General features: G+C 38.8%; 15 protein-coding genes, 1 pseudogene and 1 riboswitch. Of the genes and pseudogenes, 7 read left to right on the top strand and 9 right to left on the bottom strand.

What is annotated here, in order from left to right:
- Positions 1-315: 315 nt before the first annotated feature.
- Positions 316-2,565 carry a 5-methyltetrahydropteroyltriglutamate--homocysteine S-methyltransferase gene (metE, locus tag ACOMA9_RS09295; RefSeq protein ID WP_330945344.1) on the bottom strand — a complete coding sequence of 750 codons (2,250 nt, stop codon included), beginning with the start codon at positions 2,563-2,565 and terminating at the stop codon, positions 316-318.
- Positions 2,566-2,829: 264 nt separating this feature from the next.
- A riboswitch (TPP riboswitch) is annotated at positions 2,830-2,917 on the top strand.
- Positions 2,918-3,000: 83 nt separating this feature from the next.
- Here metE and ACOMA9_RS09290 point away from each other — a divergent pair.
- From ACOMA9_RS09290 to ACOMA9_RS09265, 6 genes are all read left to right on the top strand, one after another.
- Positions 3,001-3,561 carry an ECF transporter S component gene (locus tag ACOMA9_RS09290; RefSeq protein ID WP_270737010.1) on the top strand — a complete coding sequence of 187 codons (561 nt, stop codon included), beginning with the start codon at positions 3,001-3,003 and terminating at the stop codon, positions 3,559-3,561.
- Position 3,562: 1 nt separating this feature from the next.
- Positions 3,563-4,897 (top strand): ABC transporter ATP-binding protein, encoded by a 1,335-nt coding sequence (locus ACOMA9_RS09285; RefSeq protein WP_330945343.1) that lies wholly within the window; start codon positions 3,563-3,565, stop codon positions 4,895-4,897.
- Positions 4,894-5,547: an energy-coupling factor transporter transmembrane component T gene (locus ACOMA9_RS09280; RefSeq protein ID WP_247905955.1), complete on the top strand. Its 654-nt coding sequence runs from the start codon at positions 4,894-4,896 to the stop codon at positions 5,545-5,547. Before ACOMA9_RS09285 ends, ACOMA9_RS09280 begins: the two co-directional genes overlap by 4 nt.
- A 209-nt stretch (positions 5,548-5,756) precedes the next feature.
- Entirely contained in the window at positions 5,757-6,383 is a 627-nt protein-coding gene (locus tag ACOMA9_RS09275) for an alpha/beta fold hydrolase (RefSeq protein ID WP_106083134.1), read from the top strand.
- A 127-nt stretch (positions 6,384-6,510) separates the two neighbouring features.
- Positions 6,511-7,419 (top strand): ATP-binding cassette domain-containing protein, encoded by a 909-nt coding sequence (locus ACOMA9_RS09270; RefSeq protein WP_059221527.1) that lies wholly within the window; start codon positions 6,511-6,513, stop codon positions 7,417-7,419.
- Positions 7,420-7,432: 13 nt separating this feature from the next.
- Entirely contained in the window at positions 7,433-8,191 is a 759-nt protein-coding gene (locus tag ACOMA9_RS09265; protein ID WP_330945342.1) for an ABC transporter permease, read from the top strand.
- 50 nt (positions 8,192-8,241) lie between these two features.
- Here ACOMA9_RS09265 and ACOMA9_RS09260 read toward each other — a convergent pair whose 3' ends face one another.
- The 5 genes and pseudogenes from ACOMA9_RS09260 to ACOMA9_RS09240 all read right to left on the bottom strand — a co-directional run bounded on the left by ACOMA9_RS09260 (position 8,242) and on the right by ACOMA9_RS09240 (position 13,346).
- Entirely contained in the window at positions 8,242-9,108 is an 867-nt protein-coding gene (locus ACOMA9_RS09260) for a sensor histidine kinase (RefSeq protein ID WP_421425304.1), read from the bottom strand.
- Positions 9,109-9,110: 2 nt separating this feature from the next.
- Positions 9,111-9,788, bottom strand: coding sequence for a response regulator transcription factor (locus ACOMA9_RS09255; protein ID WP_330945340.1), 678 nt, complete (start codon positions 9,786-9,788; stop codon positions 9,111-9,113).
- 200 nt (positions 9,789-9,988) lie between these two features.
- Positions 9,989-11,428 carry a 6-phospho-beta-glucosidase gene (locus ACOMA9_RS09250; protein WP_330945347.1) on the bottom strand — a complete coding sequence of 480 codons (1,440 nt, stop codon included), beginning with the start codon at positions 11,426-11,428 and terminating at the stop codon, positions 9,989-9,991.
- 235 nt (positions 11,429-11,663) lie between these two features.
- Positions 11,664-11,897: pseudogene (locus ACOMA9_RS09245) on the bottom strand (hypothetical protein).
- Positions 11,898-12,083: 186 nt separating this feature from the next.
- Positions 12,084-13,346: an RNA-directed DNA polymerase gene (locus ACOMA9_RS09240; RefSeq protein ID WP_330945339.1), complete on the bottom strand. Its 1,263-nt coding sequence runs from the start codon at positions 13,344-13,346 to the stop codon at positions 12,084-12,086.
- Positions 13,347-13,787: 441 nt separating this feature from the next.
- On the opposite strand from ACOMA9_RS09240, the gene ACOMA9_RS09235 reads away from it, so the two are divergent.
- A complete protein-coding gene (locus ACOMA9_RS09235; protein WP_330945338.1) occupies positions 13,788-15,620 on the top strand; it encodes a reverse transcriptase domain-containing protein in 1,833 nt (610 codons plus the stop codon).
- A 38-nt stretch (positions 15,621-15,658) separates the two neighbouring features.
- Here the strand turns inward: ACOMA9_RS09235 and spxB are convergent, their stop codons facing one another.
- The 3 genes from spxB to ACOMA9_RS09220 form a co-directional block, all read right to left on the bottom strand.
- The gene (gene spxB / locus ACOMA9_RS09230; protein ID WP_247937433.1) at positions 15,659-17,434 is read right to left on the bottom strand and encodes a pyruvate oxidase; all 1,776 of its coding nucleotides are present in this window, start codon (positions 17,432-17,434) and stop codon (positions 15,659-15,661) included.
- A gap of 656 nt (positions 17,435-18,090) precedes the next feature.
- On the bottom strand, positions 18,091-21,084 hold the full coding sequence (gene ldcB / locus ACOMA9_RS09225) for an LD-carboxypeptidase LdcB/DacB (RefSeq protein WP_330945337.1): 2,994 nt from the start codon (positions 21,082-21,084) through the stop codon (positions 18,091-18,093).
- A 259-nt stretch (positions 21,085-21,343) separates the two neighbouring features.
- Complete coding sequence (locus ACOMA9_RS09220; RefSeq protein ID WP_037613391.1) at positions 21,344-21,883, bottom strand: SH3 domain-containing protein; 540 nt, start codon at positions 21,881-21,883, stop codon at positions 21,344-21,346.
- Between the last annotated feature and the right edge of the window lie 56 nt (positions 21,884-21,939).

Below are 21,939 nucleotides of genomic sequence, written 5' to 3'. Positions count from 1 at the left end.
CTCAATGAAAATCAAAATTAGACGCGAAAGCGAGTCGGTCAAACTCTTTGGGAAAGAGTTTGAGGTTGCAGATAAAGCAAACCTAGTTTGCATCAAAAGTACTGGAGTTACATAAGAGAAAAGCTTCGCTTTCTTTATTTGCAACCTCTCACAGTCTCCCAGACAGTTTTTGACAGGAACTGCATTCCCTTTATCCGCAACTTTCAACAGTCCACTGGACTGTTGAAACTGGCAAAGTATCATGTTGATTTTCGAAGAGTATAAGACAGCAAGGGCAGGTTCAGGTCCGCCCTTCTGTCAGCTCTTATTTTTTGATTAAAGTTTTTCACGCGCTGCCTTGGCTGCCTCTACCAGGCGGACCAGACTGGCCTTGGTTTCAGTAATGCCACGCGTTTTCAGACCGCAGTCAGGATTGATCCAGAGCTTGCAGTTCGGCACCTTGGTCAGGATGGCTTCGATGGTGTGGTCGATTTCCTCTTCATTTGGTACACGAGGAGAGTGGATATCGTAAACTCCAGGTCCCACTTCTGTCTGGAAGTTCTTGGCCTTGAGCTCATCCAGGATTTTCAGGTTGGAGCGGCTGGCCTCAAAAGAGATGACATCCGCATCCATGTTGTCAATGGCCGGGATGATATCGGTAAACTCTGAGTAGCACATGTGGGTATGGATCTGGGTATTCGGTGCTACGGTAGAGTGGACCAGACGGAAGGCCGGAATAGCCCAGTCCAGATAGTCTTCATACCAGTCGCTACGACGGAGCGGCAGCTTTTCACGCAGGGCAGCTTCATCGATTTGGATAATCTTAACGCCGGCAGCTTCCAGGTCCAGAACTTCATCCTTGATGGCCAGGGCAATCTGCAGGGTAGAGTCCTTGATGGAAATATCTTCCCGTGGGAAGGACCAGTTGAGGATAGTTACAGGTCCCGTCAGCATTCCCTTAACCGGCTTGTCAGTCCGGCTTTGAGCATAGCTGGACCATTTAACAGTAATCGGGTTGAGGCGGGTTACATCGCCCCAGATAATCGGCGGTTTCACCCCACGCATACCGTAGGACTGCACCCAGCCGTTCTTGGAGAAGAGGTAGCCGGAGAGGTTTTGACCGAAGTATTCTACCATGTCATTACGCTCAAATTCCCCGTGAACCAGAACATCAAAACCAACTTCTTCCTGCCACTTGATCCATTCGTCAATCTGCTCAGCCAGGAACTTGTCATAGTCTTCCTGGGACAGTTCTCCCTTGCGGAAGGCCAGGCGCTTGGCCCGAACTTCCTTGGTCTGAGGGAAGGAACCGATGGTTGTCGTCGGAAGGGCCGGCAGTTTGAAGGCTTCTTTCTGAATGGCTTCGCGTTCTGCGAAGGTCGGCAGACGAGTATAGTCTGCATCTGTCAATCCAGCGATACGAGTTGCCAATTCAGCATTTTGACCGACACGCTCTGTCGCAAAGAGTTCCTTATTGGCAGCCAGGGCTTCTGCTCCGCCACCATTGCGGATGGCATCTAGGTCCCGGAGCTCATTCAACTTCTCAGCCGCAAAGGCAAAGTGCTTGAGGATGGCTTCTTCAAAGTCTTCATTGGCTGTGGTGAAAGGTACATGTAGGAGGGAGCAAGAGCTGGTCAGCACAAGCTTTTCAGCCGGAACCTGCTTCAGGACAGCTAGGCTCTTTTCATAATTATTGCACCAGATATTCTTACCGTTGACAATCCCGACATAGAGGGTCTTGTCGGCCGGGAAGCCGGACTTGACCAGCTCCAGGGTTTTCTTGCCTTCGACGAAGTCCAGACCGATAGCGTCTACCGGCAGTTCGATCAAATCAGAGTAGATATCCCGAACATCGCCGAAGTAGGTCTGAATCAGGACTTCCAGTCCCTTCTTGTCAGCCAGGATTTTCCTGTAGAGATCAAGGAAGAGGACCCTCTCTTCGGCGGACAGGTCCTTGACCAGGCTTGGCTCATCCAGCTGGATGCGCTCAGCTCCTAGGTCGGCCAATTTGGCAAAGACTTCCTGATAGGCCTTGGCCATGGCAGCCACAAACTGGGCAGCCTCTACCCCTTCTTCAAAGTCGGACAGCTGCAGAAGGGTAAAGGGACCTACCAGGACCGGACGGGTATCCAGACCCAGTTCCTTGGCTTCCTGGTATTCGTCAAAAATCTTGTGACCGGCCAGTTTGACCTCAGTGTATTTTTCAAACTTTGGAACGATGTAATGGTAGTTGGTGTTGAACCATTTTTTCATGGGCAGGGCACGGACGTCCCCTTTTTCCCCTTGGTAGCCGCGGGCCAGGGAAAAATAACGCTCCAAATCAGACAGGTCCAAGCCCTGAACAGAGGACGGCACTACGTTAAAGAGGAAGGCAGCATCCAAAACGTTATCATAGTGAGAAAAATCGTTGGACGGCACTTCAGTAATCCCGTACTCTTTGACGATATTCCAGTGCTTGGCGCGCAGGTCCTTGGCAGCAGCCAGGAGCTCTTGAGCTGAAATTTCATTCCTAAAGTATTTTTCAGTAGTGAATTTTAATTCGCGGAATTCTCCCAAACGCGGGAAGCCAATAATCGTAGTTGACATAGTCATCCTCCAAAATTTCTTGTTGACACTATCTTAACAGAAAATCTAAGCTCTGTATAATTGGAATTTCTAGGAGTTTGCTATAGTTAAAAACTATGGAAAGATTCCAAATATATATTAAACGTTGATTTCATCGCGTGTCGTTTAACATTTTATGATTTGATATAGTTTAAGGCTATATCAGCCGCATGCATCAAAATTTTTGAAAATCCTTTGCTTGCTATTTTTGAAAATAGATGTTAGAATAGCAACATAATAAAAAGAAAAGAACATTTGGGGTGCTGAGGCTGAGATTATACCCATGGAACCTGATACAGTTAATGCTGCCGCAGGGAAATGTATAAGAAAGACCAAACCGTTCTAATCATTTATGTGATTAGATTTTATTTTGTCGTGCCAAAACTCCTCATCTGCTCTGTTAGAAGGAGTTTTTTTATGTTTGAAAAATGGAGTTTACGAGATGTTATCCTCTTAGCTCTTTTAGCTATTCTTTTCGGTGGGATTTTTGTCGGTTCAGGTTTTCTTTACAACATTTTGACAGCTATTTTAGCGCCGGCAGGTTTAGAGCCTTTCGCCAACGAAGTTTTGTTTGGTCTTTGGTGTATGGCAGCTCCTATGTCAGCTATGCTCATTCGCAAAGCTAGTAGCGCCACGATTGGAGAAGTGCTTGCAGCCCTCGCAGAGATACTATATGGCAGCCAATTTGGCATGAGCACGTTGATTTCTGGGCTCATTCAAGGTTTTGGTAGCGAGCTTGGGTTTGCTGCGACGCGATACAAACGCTACGACTGGCTAGCTCTGACTTATAGCGCCATTGGTACGACCCTTTTGAGCTTTACCTATGAATATTTCAAAATTGGTTACTACGCTTTCAAACCCGGTTTTGTCTTAGCATTGCTTATTGTTCGCTTCTTCTCTGTATTCTTTTTCTGCGCCGTTCTAGTCAAAATTATTATGAATCTTTACGACAAGATTAACCAAGCTGCTGGTAAATAAGATGAAACTAACATTAGAGCACATTTATTTTAGAGATGTCTTTAAAGATTTAACCTTCGCCTTTGAAACAGGAAAAATGACGCTCTTGATTGGTGATACCGGTGCTGGCAAATCAACCCTTTTTCGGATTTTAACGAATTTCAACGAATTAGACTTCTCTGGAGAGGTCAAACTAGGTGATACACTATTATCTCATTTACCTATTCATGAACGAGTCATCTACCTCAGTATGATGTTTCAAAATCCAAGCCGTCAATTCACCATGCCAACTCTCTATGAAGAATTGATTTTTACGTTGGAAAATCTCCAAACACCCGCTGATCAGATTGATGAAAAAATCCAGCATGCAATTGCACTTAGCAAAGTAGGGCACCTGCTTCATCGAGACTTTCTGACCTTATCTGGTGGAGAAAAGCAACAAGTCTCTCTGGCGGTTCTGTTAGCTATGGATTCGCAGATTATTCTATTGGACGAGCCCTTTGCTTCTGTTGATCAAGAAGCACGTAAGCGCTTGATTCATCTGTTAGCTGATTTGACAAAAATGGGGAAAACGGTGATTCTGTGCGACCACGACCGCAGTCTCTATGCTGACTGCGTTGACCACCTTGTTGAGTTAAAAAATGGCGAACTTTTTAAACGAGATGTAGCTCTCTTAAAAAAGGAACTCCCAAGCTATCAACTGGTACGTAAAAATACCCAGCGAAGTCCTCTCTTACAATTGCAACATGTTTCCTGTCAATTTGACTCAAAAATACTTTTTACGATTGAGGATTTTACTTTTCAGCAAGGTATTACGACTCTCATCGGAGCTAATGGTGTCGGCAAGTCCACTCTCTTTCGTGCCATTTTGCAATTGCAAAAATACAAAGGCAGCATGCGTTATCAGGGCCGAAAAATTAAGAAGAACAAGAAGTTATATCGCCATATTACTGCTGTTGTTCAAGATGCTGAAAAGCAATTCATTCGGACGACCCCTGCAGAGGAATTAAACCTGCCCTCTCTTTCCAATGAAAACCAAGCAAAGGTACAAGAAGCCCTGGATTTATTTGGCTTAGAGGACAAAATGGATTCTGGTCTTTTCCACTTGAGCGGCGGACAGAAAAAAATCATTCAGTTACTGGCTATCCTGTCCTTGGAAACTCCTGTCATACTCATGGACGAACCCTTTACTGGCTTAGATAAAAAAGCCTGTGATTTTTTTGCTAATTGGATTAAGGAAAAAGCTGCACAACAGAGCTTTATTATCATTTCTCATCGCTTAGAGCCATTAGACGGTATTAGTGATTATTTGGTAGAGTTGACGTCTCACGGGTTGACAGAAAGGAGAGCGCTATGAAAAAAGAAGAAACAAATGTCCTAGCACTCTTGCTCCTTCTCATTGCCTTGACGTTAGAAATCTCCTTTGTCCGCTCAACATGGCTCAACTGCGCTATTGTCGCAGGAACACTTATCTACCTTATTTATATTAGGAAATGGTGGGGTATTCTCTGGGTGTTCCTTCTGCCATTACTTCCGGCGTTAGCAAATTTCTGGGCTATTCAGCTTCACGGTGACAAAAGTCAAGCGATTGTTCTTTTTACACGTTCTTTTGCTTTAGCAGCTCTGGGAATGACCTTTTTATACGGCGTCAATCTCAATCAACTCTTGCGCTACTGGCATCAAAAAGGACTTCCGGGTCATTTTACCTACGGGCTGCTCGTTGTCTTAAACGCTATTCCAGTTATTCAAAAAGAAATCCAAGCTGTTCGCGAAGCCAGTCTTTTGCGAGGCAAAACCTTACATTTCTGGTCGCCAATCTTTTATATCAAAGCAATTTTTATCGCTTTCAACTGGCGAGATTCCTATGTAGAAGCTATGTATGCACACGGCTTTGATGAGACTGTCAAACGAAGCTATTACCGACATTTAGAAACACCAAAAAGCACTACCCTTGCTTGCTTCTTGATTTTCCTCCTTATCAATCTAACCCTTTTTATCCCAAAGTAGGAATTTGATACAAAAAACACTACAATCAATTTTATTTTTTAGAAGGTCTTTTTATCCACTTAAAGTCGGTCATCGTCTAATTCTATCGCAACACAAGCACCTTCTTTATGCTATAATGATATCAAGTAATCCAATTTATGATAGATTTTAATAGGTTTACTCTTACAATCGTTCCCATCTCTTTTGTTGAAAATAAAAAGGAATCACTCATGAAAATCATTTTTTTACACGGTCTTGGACAGGATAAACACTCTTGGGATAAAGTCCGTGAACTTCTGCCACAATATGACACCGAGGCTTTAGACCTCTTTTACACAAATAACAACATCATTACAGTCTCTCAGCTAGAACAACACCTTTGTCAGGAACTTCAAGCCATCAACGAACCATTTGTTCTAGTTGGATTGTCCCTCGGTGGAACTCTTGCCTTAAAGGTGGGGCAACAATTTCCTCAGCTCCAAGCACTCGTTTTATCAGGAACTCAATATAAACTAAGCTCCAATCTACTCTATAAACTCCAGCTGGTTATCTTCTCTTGCCTACCAGACTCCCTATTCAAAAAAGAGGGGCTTCATAAAAAATCTTTTGTTGGCCTGTTAAAAGACTTGAAAAATTTAGATTTATCAAGTCAACTAAGTGCAATACAACTTCCCAGCCTCATCATCTGTGGCAGCAAAGATTGGCCTAACCTGCCTTCCTCTAAAAAATTAGCTGCAGCTTTACCACAAGCAGATTTTGTGACACTTTCAGGTGGAAATCATACACTTAACACAGACCATCCTCAAGAAATGGCCACTATGATTGAAAGATTTATCCTACAAAATTGTGAAATCTGAGGTTTTCTCAGATTTTTTAAATTTTAGAAATATTTGAGAATTGCTTGAGACTTATTTGACAAGCATTTTGTATACTAAATAGTGAAAAGAGGGAAAACTCTACGATAGAAAAAATGGAGGTCATGTTATGGAAACTGTTGTAAATGTGAAACACATCAGCAAGAGATTTGGACAACAACTCGCTTTGAATGATGTCAGTCTCACCGTAAAGCAAGGAGAAATTTACGGGCTAATTGGAAAAAATGGAGCTGGTAAGACAACGCTTATCAAAGTGATTACCCAGCTGATTCAGCCCAATAGCGGTACGGTCGCTCTCTTTGGCTCTTCTAATAACTCCGAATGGACGCACGCTCTCAAGCGAGTTGGTTCTGTCATTGAAGCACCCGCTGCTTACAATCACTTGACGGCCTATGAAAACTTAAACTATTGTTGCAAGATACGGCATATCCCAAATGCGGATAAGGTTATCCAAGAAACTCTCTCTTACGTGGGCTTGACCAATACTGGCAAGAAAAAATTCCGAGATTTTTCTCTTGGAATGAAACAGCGCTTGGGCATTGCCATTGCTCTTCTGTCAAAACCAGATTTGATGATTTTGGATGAACCGATTAACGGGCTTGACCCTGTCGGAATCAAAGAATTCCGCCAGTTGGTGCAACGCCTCAATGAAGAATTGAATATGACCTTCATCATTTCCAGTCATATTTTAAGTGAACTATACTTGGTCGCTACAAAATTCGGCATCATTGAAAATGGTCATCTCATCAAAGAAATTACGAAAGTAGAATTTGAAGAAGATAATGAAGATTATATCGTTTTGAAAACAAATAATCTTGCTGAAGCAAGCAAAATTCTTCACGATCAACTAGGCTACCGCCTCAAAGTTGTAAATGCAACAGACGAGCTGCATATTTTCACTCACTCGCACGAAATCAACAAGATTATTCAAGAGCTAGGAAAGGCGAATATTGCTATCAATGAAATCTACTATGCTCGTCAAGATTTAGAAAAATACTTTACAGATCTAGTAGAATAGAGGGAGGTTTATCATGTTTCATATTATTCAAGCAGACTTTTATCGTCTTTTTCGTTCAAAAGGTTTTTGGATTACAGAAATCCTTTTTATCATCACACTCTTATTAGGTGTGCTCTACGGTGTTGTGGGAAGTATCGGAGTTCATACAGATACAAAAGCTTTTGAAAAACTGGGTGATAACGGAGGCTGGACTGGCTTTGAGGCTATCACTAAAACCTCTGATAATCTTAGTAATACCATTATTTTTATTATTATCCTTGTTGTTTTATTGATTGGAATTGATCTCACTCAGAAATTATATAAAAATTCTATTACTAGTGGTATTTCACGGGCAGAATTCTATTTATCTAAATTCCTTGTTCTGGCAACTCTCATCGTACTTCAATTGATTCTAACCTATTCCTCATTTATTCCAGCTACGCTCATCAATGGTATGGGAACCGCACCCAAACATTTTCTTTCTAATTTTCTCATTACGATAGGAGTTCAATTTATTTGTACCCTAGCTTGGGTCAGCCTTGTTTCTTTCGTACTGTATGCTACCAACTCTATTATAGCTGCTATTTTCACTTATTTGATCGGTGTTTCCCTGCTAAGTCTGCCAACTGCCTTTTACCCAGATATTGACTGGTTGAAATACTTGAACATGCAATTCTATTTTGACATGGTTTCTAAACAGGATATGGTGGTCAAAACCATAACCATCGCTCTTCTCATCACACTTCTTTTTACATTTAGTGGTATACAGGTATTCAAAAGAAAAGATTTATAACAAAAGAAAACAGCTAGTCAAATGATTAGCTGTTTTTTTGTATAAAATATTCACAAACGGATAAGCAATCCAAACCATTCTCCTTCAGCTTTCATGGTTAAATCACCGCCAAGAATATCTACCAGTTGTTGAGTGATATAAAGTCCTAAACCAGAGGATTCTTCCGTGCTAGAGAGATTTTCAGAATAAAAGCGATTGGTTAATTTTTCCAAATGCTGAATTGGCTGACGGACTATATTTTTTACACTTAAAAGAATAGCCGCATCTTTTCGGATTAAAGATAGCTGGGCAGTTTCCTTTCCATGCTTGAGGACATTGCTCAACATATTTTGGACAATTCGCTCCAAAATTTCTGGATCTGTCTTTATTACTAACCCCTCCTGCAAATTTACTTGCAATTCAATTCCTTGCTTTTGAAAGGCATCATAAAAAGGAAGCATTTGCTTTGCAACCAGTTTGGAAATGTCTATTTGCCGAAATTGTGGTCGAACTGCACCTTCCATAAGACGGCGGTATTCCATGAGAGCTTCTAAACGATTGGAAACAACGGACAGATTGGTTGCAATTTTCAACAGCTGTTCATTTTCTTCTTTTCCTTTTATAAGCTGTTGGGTATAACCGCTAGCAATGGTCAAAGGTGTGCGAATATCGTGAGCAATATTGCTAATGGCCATATCCAAGGTTTTCTTTTCCTGACGAGCGATAAAACGTGTCTGCTCTACTTCTTGAAAGAGCTTTTCAACTTCATTTGCCAACTCAACAATCGTTTGGGTGTGGTTTTGAGGTGCCAAACGAATTTGACTACCAGTTTCTCGTTTCTCACGAATCTGCTGTGAAAAATTACGGACCGCAACATGATAACGCACGAGCAAGAACCCAAGCAGACCGATGAACATAATTAGTATAAATTCAAGCATTCTCAGTCCTCCTTAAGTCGTACACCCAGTCCCCAAATCGTTTCGATATATTCTTCCGAATCATCTACTTGGGCCAATTTTTTACGAAGATTGCTAAGGTGAGTGTTCAGTGTATTATCTCCCGGCAGGTAGGGTTCTCCCCAAACCAATTCAAATAATTCTTCTTTTGTGTAAATTTTCTTCGGATGACGAAGCAAGGTTTGAAGTATCTGATACTCCTTCTTCCCCAAACGAACTCGCTTCTCGCCATTGACCACTTCAAATGTATCTGGTGAAAGACGGATATTTTTTATCCCTTGAATTTCCGTTGCTTGCTCTTGTGAAAGGTGGTTACGCAACTGCACGGTCACACGTGCAAAAACCTCATCCAGATCGAACGGTTTGACAATATAGTCATTGGCACCATCCAACAAATATTGACTGACCAGCGATTTCTCACCCAAAGCTGTCAGCATGACCACCGGAATCTGACTGCTTTTGCGAATTTCTGCCAAGACCTGATCACCATTTTTCCCTGGCAGCATAATGTCCAACAGCACCAAATCAATCTTTTCCTGCGCAAAAACAAGAAGTCCTTCCGTTCCAGAATATGCTGAAAAAACTCTATGTTCAGCTTGAAACAAATCTTTTAAAATATCATGAATATCGTTGTTATCTTCGATGATTAAAATAGTAGCCATATTACATCCATTTCCAGCAAAATCTCTTATCCATAGTGTAACAAGGAAAAAGACGGAAGTCAACGGAACGCAAAAAAGAGAGTGGGATGACGAAATCAAGTTTCTACGAAGCTACTGATTTCTGTCCCACTCTCACCGAATTCTTGAAATAAGAGAGCCGATTAAAATGATTTTAAATTCTGTCTCACGCCCCAATTGCTCTATTTCACACTTGCCCCATTAGTCGCAATGACTTCTTTATACCAATCAAAAGATTTTTTCTTGGAGCGTTTGAGTGTGCCGTTTCCATCGTTGTCACGGTCTACATAGATAAAACCGTAGCGTTTTTTCATCTCACCAGTTCCGGCAGAAACTAGGTCAATACAGCCCCAAGTGGTATAGCCTAGAAGTTCTACGCCGTCTACATTGATTGCATTGCGCATGGCCTTGATATGGGCAGCTAGGTAGTCAATGCGGTAGTCATCTTCGACATAACCATTTTCATCCGGTGTATCAACTGCTCCCAGACCGTTTTCCACGATAAACATGGGTTTTTGATAACGATCCCAGATGACATTGAGGGTAATTCGCAAGCCCAGCGGGTCAATCTGCCAACCCCATTCAGAGCTTTCCAGATAAGGATTCTTAAGCGAAGCAAAAATGTTTCCCTGTGTTTTTTCATTAACCTTTGGGTCACCAGAAGCCACACGGCTAGAATAATAAGAGAAGGAAATAAAATCCACCGTATAGGTCTTGAGCAAGTCTAGGTCTTCTTTTGTCATTTCAACCTCAATACCCAAACGCTCCCATTTCTTCTTGGCATAGTTTGGATATTCTCCTCTGGACTGGACATCGATGAAGAAATAGCTTTCCCGATCTTCCTGCAAAGCTGCCCAGTAATCTGCCGGATTGGCTGTATTTGGATAATACTGACCAGCTGCCAGCATGCAGCCAACCTTATTTTCAGGGTCAATCTCATGTGCCAACTTGGTCGCAATAGCTGACGCTACCAATTCATGATGAGCTGCTTGGTATTTGACCTGCTCTTCATTTTCCCCTTCTTCAAAGTAAAGTCCTGCTCCCATAAACGGTGCATGGAGAATCATATTGATTTCATTGAAAGTCAACCAGTATTTGACTAGCCCCTTGTAGCGGGTAAAAAGAGTGCGGCAGAGACGCTCGTAAAATTCCAGCATTTTGCGGCTGCGCCAGCCTCCGTATTCCTCAATCAAGTGCATAGGACAGTCAAAGTGGGTGATGGTCACCAGAGGCTCGATGCCATACTTATGGCATTCCTTAAAGAGGTCTTCGTAAAATTTCAAGCCTGCTTCGTTGGGCTCCAGCTCATCTCCCTTTGGAAAAATCCGAGACCAGGCGATAGAGAGTCGATAAGTTTTAAAGCCCATTTCGCCAAAAAGCGCAATATCTTCTTTAAAATGATGATACATATCAATGGACTCTTTTGCCGGATAGAAATAGCCTTCCTCAAAGTCAAACATCTTTTTCTTACCAGCAATAATCGGGAAACGATCCGCACCAATCGGCACCACATCGACATTGGCAAGACCTCTACCATCAACATTATAGGCCCCTTCACATTGGTTAGCAGCTGTCGCTCCGCCCCACAAGAAACCATCTGGGAAAGTCAATTTTTCAACCATGTCTCTACTCACTTTCTTATTTTGATTGGTCATTCACCTATATTGTACCACACTTTGAAAACCTTTACTTATGGAATGATGCGAAATAGTGATACTATTCTAGTTTTTATAAATATATTTGTCATTCTTATTCTTTCTCTATCATCTAAAATAAACTTATCTCCGCCAATGAACTCATACAACATAAGTCTTCCTGCAAAAATAAAAAAGAAAAAGCCGGTCTCTTCCATTCCTTTTAACTCAAGATAATAATAGCAATTGTCATCCCAAAGGTGATACTTGATGCATTTGCTGCTAGAGTAATATCTTGCTCTTTCTTGAAAAGACCATAATAAACCCAAAGGCTACAGTTAATCGCTAAAACGGATGAAATTCCCCTTTTGTCCAGCTAGATTATCCATGATTTGCAGGAAATAAGACACATACATCATTACAGATATAAAGGTTGCAACCATTCCAATATTTCCATTTGTTTTTCTGCCTTTTTAAAAATCTTTTTTCTTTTTAATTCAACATTTTATAACGTTTTTACTAATTGTTCAAGATTTTTCAAGTTTTGTTAGAAAGATGTAAACTATCACGATCTTATGATGGCAACAAAAAAGACTAGATTTCTCCAGACTCTTTATATGGCTCATTCTAACAAGTACTCCTCTTACATACTCCCAAACCGAAAACTTAATTTCTTCATAATTTTCTTTTGTAAATTAATTTTATAATACTCCAGATATTTATTTGTATAACTTCGAGAATCTATAGACATACCTATACGCAAACAAATATTTTCTAAAGTTTCTATAGACAATTTTTCATAATGATACCTACTATCAAGTAAGAGTAACATCTCCCCTCTAACAGATTCAGAAGTGATAACTTTATTGTTCACCGATACTAAATCAAGAAGCAAATATGTCTGTTTAGAAGATAAATAATTATTTTTTCTATAATATCTTACAAAATGATGATATATCTTCAATAAACGCTTAATCCTATCAGTAGAGTTAATAAATATATAGGAATAACTTAATCCAAATTTTACAATTTGATTATTTTGACTTTTAGATGAAACCCCTTGAATAAGATTCCTTAATCGATAGTATAAAATCCAAAAAGATTCTGGTTGTTGATAGCTATTTTCAAATCTTTTAAAAGATCGGATTAATTTATTCAAAACTTTTGAATTGAACTTTTCTTCTGAAACGTCTATAGCAAGATAATCTTTTGTCTTTACTTTTCCACTTAAGTCAGTATACTGTACTTGATATTTAGAAAATTCATAGCCTAGATATGTTAATCTAAAATTAGTCAAGTCACTTTTTCGAACAATAGTTTTATCACTATTAAGTTCTAAATGATAATCTTTCAATTCATTCTCAACAAAAGAAATTACACTTTGCTCATCAACTGATTCATTAACAATCAGTAATATGTCATCAACGTATCGCACATATAACAATGGTTTCCAGCTCAATTGTACTGTTGAATCAAACTCTTCTAAATATAATTCCGATAAAGAATTAGAAAAAGAAAGTCCTAGAGGCACTCCCTTATACTCATCTGAGAATATAAAAGATTTTATTGTATCTATACTCGAATCATTTAGTATTGAAGATTTAACAATCTTACTATATAAAATATGTTTATTAATAGATGGGAAAAAGTTTTTTATATCCATCTTTATCATTTTGAATTTCAATGGTGTAAAAATTAATTCTTTTCGATTAAGATATATCTCACCTTGTGATAAAAACTGTATAACAGTTCTTATTATCGCATTCCTATTTGGTATTTTTATACTATATTTATTAATTATTTCCTGATTGATTTTTTGTAATTCTTTATGAACAGCTTCATCCTTCGCAGAATACACAATTCTACCATTACTTTTATGTTTTAAAATTTTAGACTTTAGATCCATACCTTACCCTTTTTAAAGTAGGCAACACAGGTGCAAACCTGTGTTTTACAGTAATAAAACAGATATTCACATTAAGCTGAGCATCTAGAATGCCCTACTTATAGTGTGATAAATCCCGACGGAATTATGTCTTAGACTTTTTGTGTGTAGTGGGGTATAAAATATAGCAAATGATTCTATTTTTATACCGAGACATATAAATTAATATTAAATCTCACTTCCATGCCTACTAATTCTATGTTACAATAAAATATAATAATAAGCAATACTCTATGAGGTTTATGATGAATAATTTTTTTAAGCAAACATGTTTTTTGAGAACTGAACTACTACCTCAAGAAATACCTCTTTTTTTTTTCAAACTATCCAATTATTGATAATCTTAACAACATTTTAGACAAAATACCAACTATAGAATCTCAGAATAATTATACAATACCATTGAATTATCAAATCCCTAAAAACAACACTTCAGCAAGAACAATTTCTTTACTTCATCCGCTGTCTCAAATAGAAAACATGATTTACATCATGAAATATGAATTTTTGATTTTAAATCATTTAAAAAAATCTAGTTTCAACATTAGAAAAGCTATAAAATTTAATAACTTGACATTCAATGACAAAAAAAATCTACATAGTAAACGACTGAAACTGGAACAAGATTATGGTATTCAAAAGTCTGGTTCTACTATCACGAACGAAGATCTTGATAAAGTAGTAAAAAAATATTTTGCTTATTCTAAACACCACAGGCTCTTGGGCATTATATCAAATCCTAGTTTTATACGTTCAAGAAATAAGTATCGTTATTATTTAAAACTTGATATCCAAAATTTTTTTGGAAGTATCTATACTCATTCTTTAGTATGGGCAATTATTGGTGAAAAAGATTTTGGGAAAACTTTAAGTAACAATAAATTTTCTAGTACTTTTGCTTCAAGTACTGATAGATTGCTACAGAAAAGTAACAATAATGAAACAAACGGTATGTTACTTGGACCTGAAATAAATAGAATAATTTCTGATATTCTTTTAACAACTATTGATGTTGATATAAAAAATGATTTAATTCAATTTCAACACAAAAAAGATTACGAAATATTTAGATTTATTGATGATTATTTTATCTTTGCTACTTCAAAAGAGATTGTCGAGGAAATTGAAAAAACCATAAGTAAAAATTTAGCAAAGTATAATCTCACTTTAAATCACTCCAAAAAAGAAATCCATGAAACTCCTTATTATATCGGAGAACCTGCGATTGATGATACAAAGATAGCTTTAGAGATTTTAAATTCACACAGAGAAAAATTATTAGCCACGAAATTTAAAAATGTAACTGTTACTGAGAGAGAATTTGAACATATTGTTGGAAAATCGGGTTACTGGATAAATTTCTATCACGATTTTTCACGTATAACAACGGAAAATAAACAGTCGGCTACAACAAGAAAAATTGTATTATACATATTAAAAGCAATAGAGTTAGACATTGATCCTACTTCACTCAAAAAAACTAATTCGTTCTCATATATAAAAAATTTATATACTGCTTTAGAAGTTCTTACTGCTATATACTCAACTCATCTAGATTTTGATACAACTCACGCTTATATTAGAATATTGCTAAAAATAAAAAATAGTCTCAATGTATTAGAAAAAGATAGCGGCGTAAATCAAGAAGAAGTATTAAATATTGAAAATAAAATATTTGAACATATCTATAGAATATTAAAACAAAACAAGCATAATTTGAATAACTTAACCGATTTAATATTATTCTTAGAGTCTTTCAAAAAAAAATTATCTTCTCAGTTTTTGTGTGAAATTCTTGAACTTCATTCTAAAGATTATTTTACTATTTGCAGTGTTGCTCATTATATACAAGATATACAAGATAAAAAAAGAAAAAATGATTTGAATCCTAGATACAAAATTGTATTGAAGAAACTTTCTTCCAAATTAGATAGCCTAATTTCTACCCCTCCTAATTCAATGAATGGGAAATCTCCACTATTAGATGCAAACTACTTCTATTTTTTAAATGATTTTTCACATTATAAACTTATCGAAAAAAATAATAATGAGTTATACAAAAAGTTAAAAAATAAACTAGACAATCAAATTAAAGAAACTGGTAAACTAGAACCAATTTTTCTTGATATCACTAGATCATCTTATTTCAACTGGGATTTGAATAAGTATGATTTTGAACTCTTCATCATCAATAAACTACTACAACAACGTGAAAATATCTCATCTACATATTAAAAAATAGCTTGAAAATTTCAAGCTATTTTTTACAGAACTTATTTAATAGCGCGTGATTGCAGCCCTTCTTCTTCCAGGAAGAGGCGGAATGGCACCAGTTCTTGAGCTTCGTATTTTTCTTTGAATGCTTTTATTGCTTCTTCAGAGTGTTGTTTTGGATCCAATTCCAATACCTCTACTGGCAATGGACGATCTTGTGTGATACGAGCATCAATAACAACTGTTTTACCTTCTTTATTAAGTTTCACAGCTTCTGCGACAACAGCATCGATGTCTTCGATACGGTCTACTGTAAAGCCAACTGCACCTTGTGCTTCTGCAATTTTCGCATAGTCAGGATTAGTAAAGTCCACACCAAACAAGTGTTTGTTAGTATCTTCATATTTGTTCTTGATGAAGGCGTACTCAGCATTTGAGAAGACAACATTGATGACTGGAAGGTCGTATTGAACGTTGGTGATCACATCTGGGTAGCACATGTTGAAGGCACCGTCGCCCATGATGTTCCATACTTGGCGATCTGGGTTATCTTTCTTAGCAGCGATTCCACCAGGCAAGGCAATTCCCATGGTCGCAAAGAGTGGAGATGTCCGCCACATGTTCTTAGGTGTCATGTGGAGGTGACGAGTTGATGTTTGAGTAGAGTTACCGACATCGATAGAGTAGATAGCATTCTCATCAGCGTACTTGTTGATAGCATTGTAGACTTGGTACAATTGCAATTCGCCGTCAGTTTTACCTTCAAGCTTGTTCATGTAATCACGCCAGTTTTGGTTGTTCTTGACGTTAGCACGCCACCATGGAGTAGACTCAACTGGGTTTACCTTGTCAAGGATAGCTTTAGCGGCTTGACCAGCATCACCAAGGATAGAAGCATCAAGAGCATGGCGTTTGCCCAGCTTGTAAGGATCGATGTCCACTTGGATGAATTTTTCAGTGTTCTTGAAAGCTTCATAAACTTCTGCAAATGGGAAGTTTGATCCAAGGAAGAGAACTGTGTCTGCTTCAAAGACTACTTCGTTGGCTGGTTTCCAACCAACACGGTAAGCAGAACCAGTCAATCCTTCGTAGTTCCATTCAAAGGCTTCAAAGTTTTTACCAGTTGTGATGATTGGTGCTTTGATCTTACGAGACAATTCTGTGATGACATCACCAGCACCGACACCACCGAAACCAGCATAAATGACTGGGCGTTCAGCATTGTTGAGGATTTCAACAGCCTTGTCAATCTCAGTTTGGTTGAGGGTTGGCGCGATAAATTTGCGCTCGTAGGAGCCTGATCCATAGTAAGAGTCCGCATCGATTTCTTCAAAACCAAAGTTTACAGGGATTTCCACTACAGCTGGACCTTTTTTAGAAACAGCAGCACGGCAGGCTTCGTCGATGACTTTTGGCAATTGCGCTGCGTAAGCCACGCGCTTGTTGTAGACCGCAATACCATTGTACATTGGATTTTGGTTGAGCTCTTGGAAGGCATCCATATTGAGCTCATTGACTGGACGAGAGCCCAGAATCGCCAGAAATGGCGTATTGTCCATAGCTGCATCGTAAACACCGTTGATCAAGTGAGTGGCACCTGGTCCGCCTGAGCCGACAGCTACCCCGATAGAACCGCCCCATTTTGCTTGCATAACCGCAGCCAGAGCACCGGTTTCTTCGTGACGCACCTGCAGAAAGCGGATGTCTTTGTCTTCAGCCAAAGCATCCATGAGTGAGCTGAGGGTTCCAGAAGGGATACCGTAGATGGTATCCACACCCCATGTTTTCAAAACGTTGAGCATTGCTGCAGAAGCAGTGATTTTCCCTTGAGTCATCATAACTCTCCTTCAATATATGTTTTCTTGTTCAGTAAAACAATTTTCAGACAATATCATGAAAACGTTTTAATAAACTTTACTCTACCAATTTATCACGTTTGTCTGGACTTGTATAAGGATATGCTCATAGATCTTTGATAACTATTACATAACAAAATATCTAAATTTTTCAAAATTCTGCAATGTATTTTATAATAGATTTCAGAAAAGGCTTGAAATAAAGTTTATTGGGCAGAAAAATTTCAACTATATTTTCATATTGTTTGCATTTTCACAAAATTGGAATCTATTTATCCAGAGGCGTATAAATTTCAAAAGACAATCATCATGAATTTTTTAAGAAATTGTTTTTGTTATCGCATTGTCGTAAATCTTGCTGACGAGAAAATCACTTTTTATATTTGCATCGTGATTTCAAATTCCATAAAGAAACTACAGCTCTGCATTTTGGTAGAAAATGAACTAACACATCAATGCTTTAGAGGAAGAAGACATGCTACAGAATACCTTACGTTGTTAAGAAAATAGCTAGAAAGTTTATGAAACTACTACTTAATCTATCCAATTATTAGCATTTGCTTGCACTAGTTTCTTAGTAAATAGAAAAAAACGAGTCTGGCAATAAAGCCAAACTCGCTTTATAGATTGCTGAATCAGCTGATAGCAATATACCGTCTCTTTCCGCTAAAAGCAATGTAAGAAATCCATGTCGCACCATCTGCATTTAAAACCTTATCATAAGTGACCGATTGCCCGGCGTCATAATAAGCCAATTCAGGGGCTGACATTCTAGCTTCTGCTTTGATAGAGGAGCGTTTTGTAAAACGATAGACACCTTGAGCAGGGATAGCTGGTGTTTGGGGTGACGGAGTCGTTGGTTTTGACGGAGTTACTGATGAAGCGTAATCTCCACCTTCAAAGCCATAATATTCCTCTAAACTCAAACCAGAATGATAAACTTCATCAGCTTCCTTACCGATGTAACGAATACGCCATGCTTCTGGCATGTATCCTGTCGAAGCTTCTTTCCCTGGTTGGTAACGGACTACAAAACCGTAGCGATGTGCATTATTCTTCAACCAATTACTTGCAGCAGTATCCTCTAAAAGATTGCCCGCTTTATCCGTTAAATCAAAGACAAGACCTGTTTGGTGCTCACTATAACCGGGACGTGCAGAGTAACGATCCGCAGCAGCTTGTCCATCTTTATTCACATAATTTTGATACAAAACTTTTTGATAATCATAAGTTCTGAAGCCACTATAAGCATATCCAACATTATAGCCTTTCACAATCATATCATTTCTTAATCGAAGAAAGGCAGCTTTTGCAGTTGGATTTTCACCAGGATTGTAGTTAGCAGCCATCGGATGCTTTTTGTTTGCCACTACAATTTCATCATATTTACCTTGGATAAAGTAGTAGGAGCCATTATATTGTACTTCTTTTGCACCTGTTTGAGGGCCTTCCACCTTCGTCGTGGTACCCGTTACACCTTGCAAGCTACCGTCTGACTGAACGTAATACATGTGCACGTTGTAGTCACCATAGTTATTTTTATGGCGACGAATGTCTACACTCAACTTGTAGGTGCCGTCATTTTGCTTAGCAGCGTCGTACCAGATGATGTCATCTTGACCGCCTTGGCTGGACCAAATAGGCAACTTCACTGTCTTCACACCCTTGGTCGAGCTGACATTTGTCACCACCACATCAAAACCTTGCGAAGTTTTATTCTCAATGTGAATCGTACCAGTCACCTGAACAGGTTTGGAAGCTTCTTCATTTGTTAAGGTTGCAATTGGGATATAACGACGTGTACCACTGTAGCTAACATAACTAATCCATTGATGATGATCTGCGTCTAATACCTTATCATAGCGAATCCGTTCTCCTTTTGCAAAGGTAAATTCAGTCTTAGCTGCCATTGCGGGACTATTTTTGACTTCAACCTCTTTTTTAAAAGTATAAACTCCTTGAGACGGAATGATTTCTCTCGCAGAACTTGGCTCAGCTACAGTTGTCTTAGTGCCGCTAACACCTCTTACTTTACCGTTTGATTCAATGTAGTAAAGATGAATATTATAGGTGCCACGTTCACCCTTGTGCTTATCAACATTGACAGAAACTTTATAATTTCCATCACTTTGCTTAGTGGCATCATACCAAATAATATCGTCTTGACCACCCTTATCTGTCCAGATAGGAACTTTCACTCTAGAAATTCCATTGCTGTCTGACACATTTGTAATCAGGACATCAAAGCCTTGAGATGTCTTATTTTGAATGTTAATAGTACCTGTTACGCTGTATTTGGGCTCTTCCACCTTCGTCGTGGTACCCGTTACACCTTGCAAGCTACCATCTGACTGAACGTAATACATGTGAATGTTGTATTCGCCTCGATTATTTTTATGGCGACGTATATCCACACTCAACTTGTAGGTGCCGTCTATTTGCTTGGCTGCATCGTACCAGATGATGTCATCTTGACCGCCTTGACTGGACCAAACAGGCAGCTTCACCGTTTTAACACCTTTGGTTGAACTAACATCTGTCACCACCACATCAAAACCTTGGGAAGTCTTGTTTTCAATGTGAATCGTACCTGTCACTTGACTTTGAGCTGGTTTTTGAGGTGCTGGCTGAGCTAACCTTGTAACAGCTGCATAACGACGCACTCCGCTATATGAAACATAGCTAATCCATTGATAGCCATCATTTTCCAGTACTTTATCATAGTAGACACTGTCACCCCTATTAAAGGTAAATTGTGTCGGAGCTGACAATTTAGCTTCATTCTTAACCTCTGTCGTTCTAGAGAAAGCATATCTTCCTCTAGAAGGGAGTGTTCCTGTTGAAGAAGGTGTTGGCTTTGCAGGTTGAACTGGTTCTGTTACCAACTTATTAATAGCCGCATAGCGACGAGCTCCGCTATAAGAGCGGTAACTCAGCCATTGGTATCCATCTGCAATCAAAACTTGGTCGTAAAAAACGCGATCCCCCGCATTCACATAAAATTGCAATGCTGCACTTGCTTTTGGTTCATTCTTCACTTCCGTACGTTTCGTATAAGTGTAATAGCCCTGACTTGGTAAAGAAGGTACACTTTGCGCTACTTTGGATTCTGCCAGACGTGCTTCGTGCGCTGTTTGCGTTTTATCCATCAATTTCGCAACATCAATTTCTTCTTTTCCTGCTTCTTTTTCGACAGGACTCTTTTCAATTTTTGCAGTTGTTGAAGGGGTAGCTGTGTTTGTTGTTGCATCAACAGATGAATTTGTTGTTTCGTCTTCTGTCTGTGTCGCTGCATCAACAGTCGTTGGTTGAGAAGGTGTCGTCTCTGTAGCTACAGAAACAGCTTTATCCGCTGAAGAACTAGTTGGCGCAGTTGTTGTTACAGCAGTTTCTTTTTGAGTTGCTGCTGATTGAGAAGACACATCAGTTGATTCAATTGTGTTTTGAGTCTTATTTACTGTGCCAACTTGAGCCGCTTCTGGTACTGTTCCAGTCGTGGCTTGTTCATCAGCTAACACGGTTTGACCGCCCATAAAGAGGACACATCCAATCAAAACAGAAGCCGCACCGCACGAATATTTACGAATGGAAAAACGTTGTTCTTCGTGATCAAACATTCTTTTTTTCATCACTTGTCCTACTTTCTAATTTATGTTTATCATCTTAATTTCTATAAAAGGGATGTGCATTGGCATTTTCATCTTGCCCAATCAAAATATGATCTGTATTAGAGACATTTCCTGTAATAGGATCAGCTATACCTGCAGGAATCTTTAAATTCCAAGATCATTATACAGTTTTATTTTGTAAAAATGGACATATTATAGAAACACTTGTAGTTTATTTGTAATATTTCTATTACCTGAGGAGGAAAAGTCAACAATATCCTTAGTGTTTTACATCTGAATAGGCTATGTAGTAACGCTTAGACTCTGTTCCATTAGAAACTACAAAACTATACCAATTTTCACCGTTTTCAAAAACATACTGATCCCAATCAACATTTCCTTTAGGATAAGTATAGGCAACTTCGCTTGATTTATCTGGTGAAGCATAAACTGGCGTGTCTTGGTACAGTTCAAGAGTTCCAGAGGTCACTTGAGTACCTCCTCCTTGAGATTGAACAATTGAAGGAGTCGAAGATTGCTGGCTACTTGCACTATTTTGGCTATTTGAATTACTAATCTCTGATGATTGAGCATTTGTAACCGAATTGTCTTGCTCTTTATCAGTTGTTTTATTATCATTAGTAGACATTTTGTTATTTTGAGAAGCTTTTGTCTTTTTAGAGCTACTACTTTTTGTTGTTTTCGTTGTTTTTACTGAATGTCCATTTGTCCCACTTTTGACTTCATTTTTATGACAAGCACCAAGTAAAAGCAAGGAGCATAACATGGTTACACTTGCCAATTTATATGATTTTTTCATTGTATTTCCTTTCTTTTTCAGGAATCTTTAAATTCCAAAGTCATTATATAACTTTG

This window comes from Streptococcus atopicus (assembly GCF_049166725.1).
Classification (GTDB): Bacteria; Bacillota; Bacilli; order Lactobacillales; family Streptococcaceae; genus Streptococcus; species Streptococcus hominis.
This window is presented reverse-complemented; position numbering and strand designations above follow the sequence as displayed.

What these genes read in the sequence shown, in the direction of transcription:
- metE (WP_330945344.1), bottom strand. Translation starts at nt 2,565, where the DNA reads ATGTCAACTACGATTATTGGCTTCCCGCGTTTGGGAGAATTCCGCGAA.
- ACOMA9_RS09290 (WP_270737010.1), top strand. Translation starts at nt 3,001, where the DNA reads ATGTTTGAAAAATGGAGTTTACGAGATGTTATCCTCTTAGCTCTTTTA.
- ACOMA9_RS09285 (WP_330945343.1), top strand. Translation starts at nt 3,563, where the DNA reads ATGAAACTAACATTAGAGCACATTTATTTTAGAGATGTCTTTAAAGAT.
- ACOMA9_RS09280 (WP_247905955.1), top strand. Translation starts at nt 4,894, where the DNA reads ATGAAAAAAGAAGAAACAAATGTCCTAGCACTCTTGCTCCTTCTCATT.
- ACOMA9_RS09275 (WP_106083134.1), top strand. Translation starts at nt 5,757, where the DNA reads ATGAAAATCATTTTTTTACACGGTCTTGGACAGGATAAACACTCTTGG.
- ACOMA9_RS09270 (WP_059221527.1), top strand. Translation starts at nt 6,511, where the DNA reads ATGGAAACTGTTGTAAATGTGAAACACATCAGCAAGAGATTTGGACAA.
- ACOMA9_RS09265 (WP_330945342.1), top strand. Translation starts at nt 7,433, where the DNA reads ATGTTTCATATTATTCAAGCAGACTTTTATCGTCTTTTTCGTTCAAAA.
- ACOMA9_RS09260 (WP_421425304.1), bottom strand. Translation starts at nt 9,108, where the DNA reads ATGCTTGAATTTATACTAATTATGTTCATCGGTCTGCTTGGGTTCTTG.
- ACOMA9_RS09255 (WP_330945340.1), bottom strand. Translation starts at nt 9,788, where the DNA reads ATGGCTACTATTTTAATCATCGAAGATAACAACGATATTCATGATATT.
- ACOMA9_RS09250 (WP_330945347.1), bottom strand. Translation starts at nt 11,428, where the DNA reads ATGGTTGAAAAATTGACTTTCCCAGATGGTTTCTTGTGGGGCGGAGCG.
- ACOMA9_RS09240 (WP_330945339.1), bottom strand. Translation starts at nt 13,346, where the DNA reads ATGGATCTAAAGTCTAAAATTTTAAAACATAAAAGTAATGGTAGAATT.
- spxB (WP_247937433.1), bottom strand. Translation starts at nt 17,434, where the DNA reads ATGACTCAAGGGAAAATCACTGCTTCTGCAGCAATGCTCAACGTTTTG.
- ldcB (WP_330945337.1), bottom strand. Translation starts at nt 21,084, where the DNA reads ATGAAAAAAAGAATGTTTGATCACGAAGAACAACGTTTTTCCATTCGT.
- ACOMA9_RS09220 (WP_037613391.1), bottom strand. Translation starts at nt 21,883, where the DNA reads ATGAAAAAATCATATAAATTGGCAAGTGTAACCATGTTATGCTCCTTG.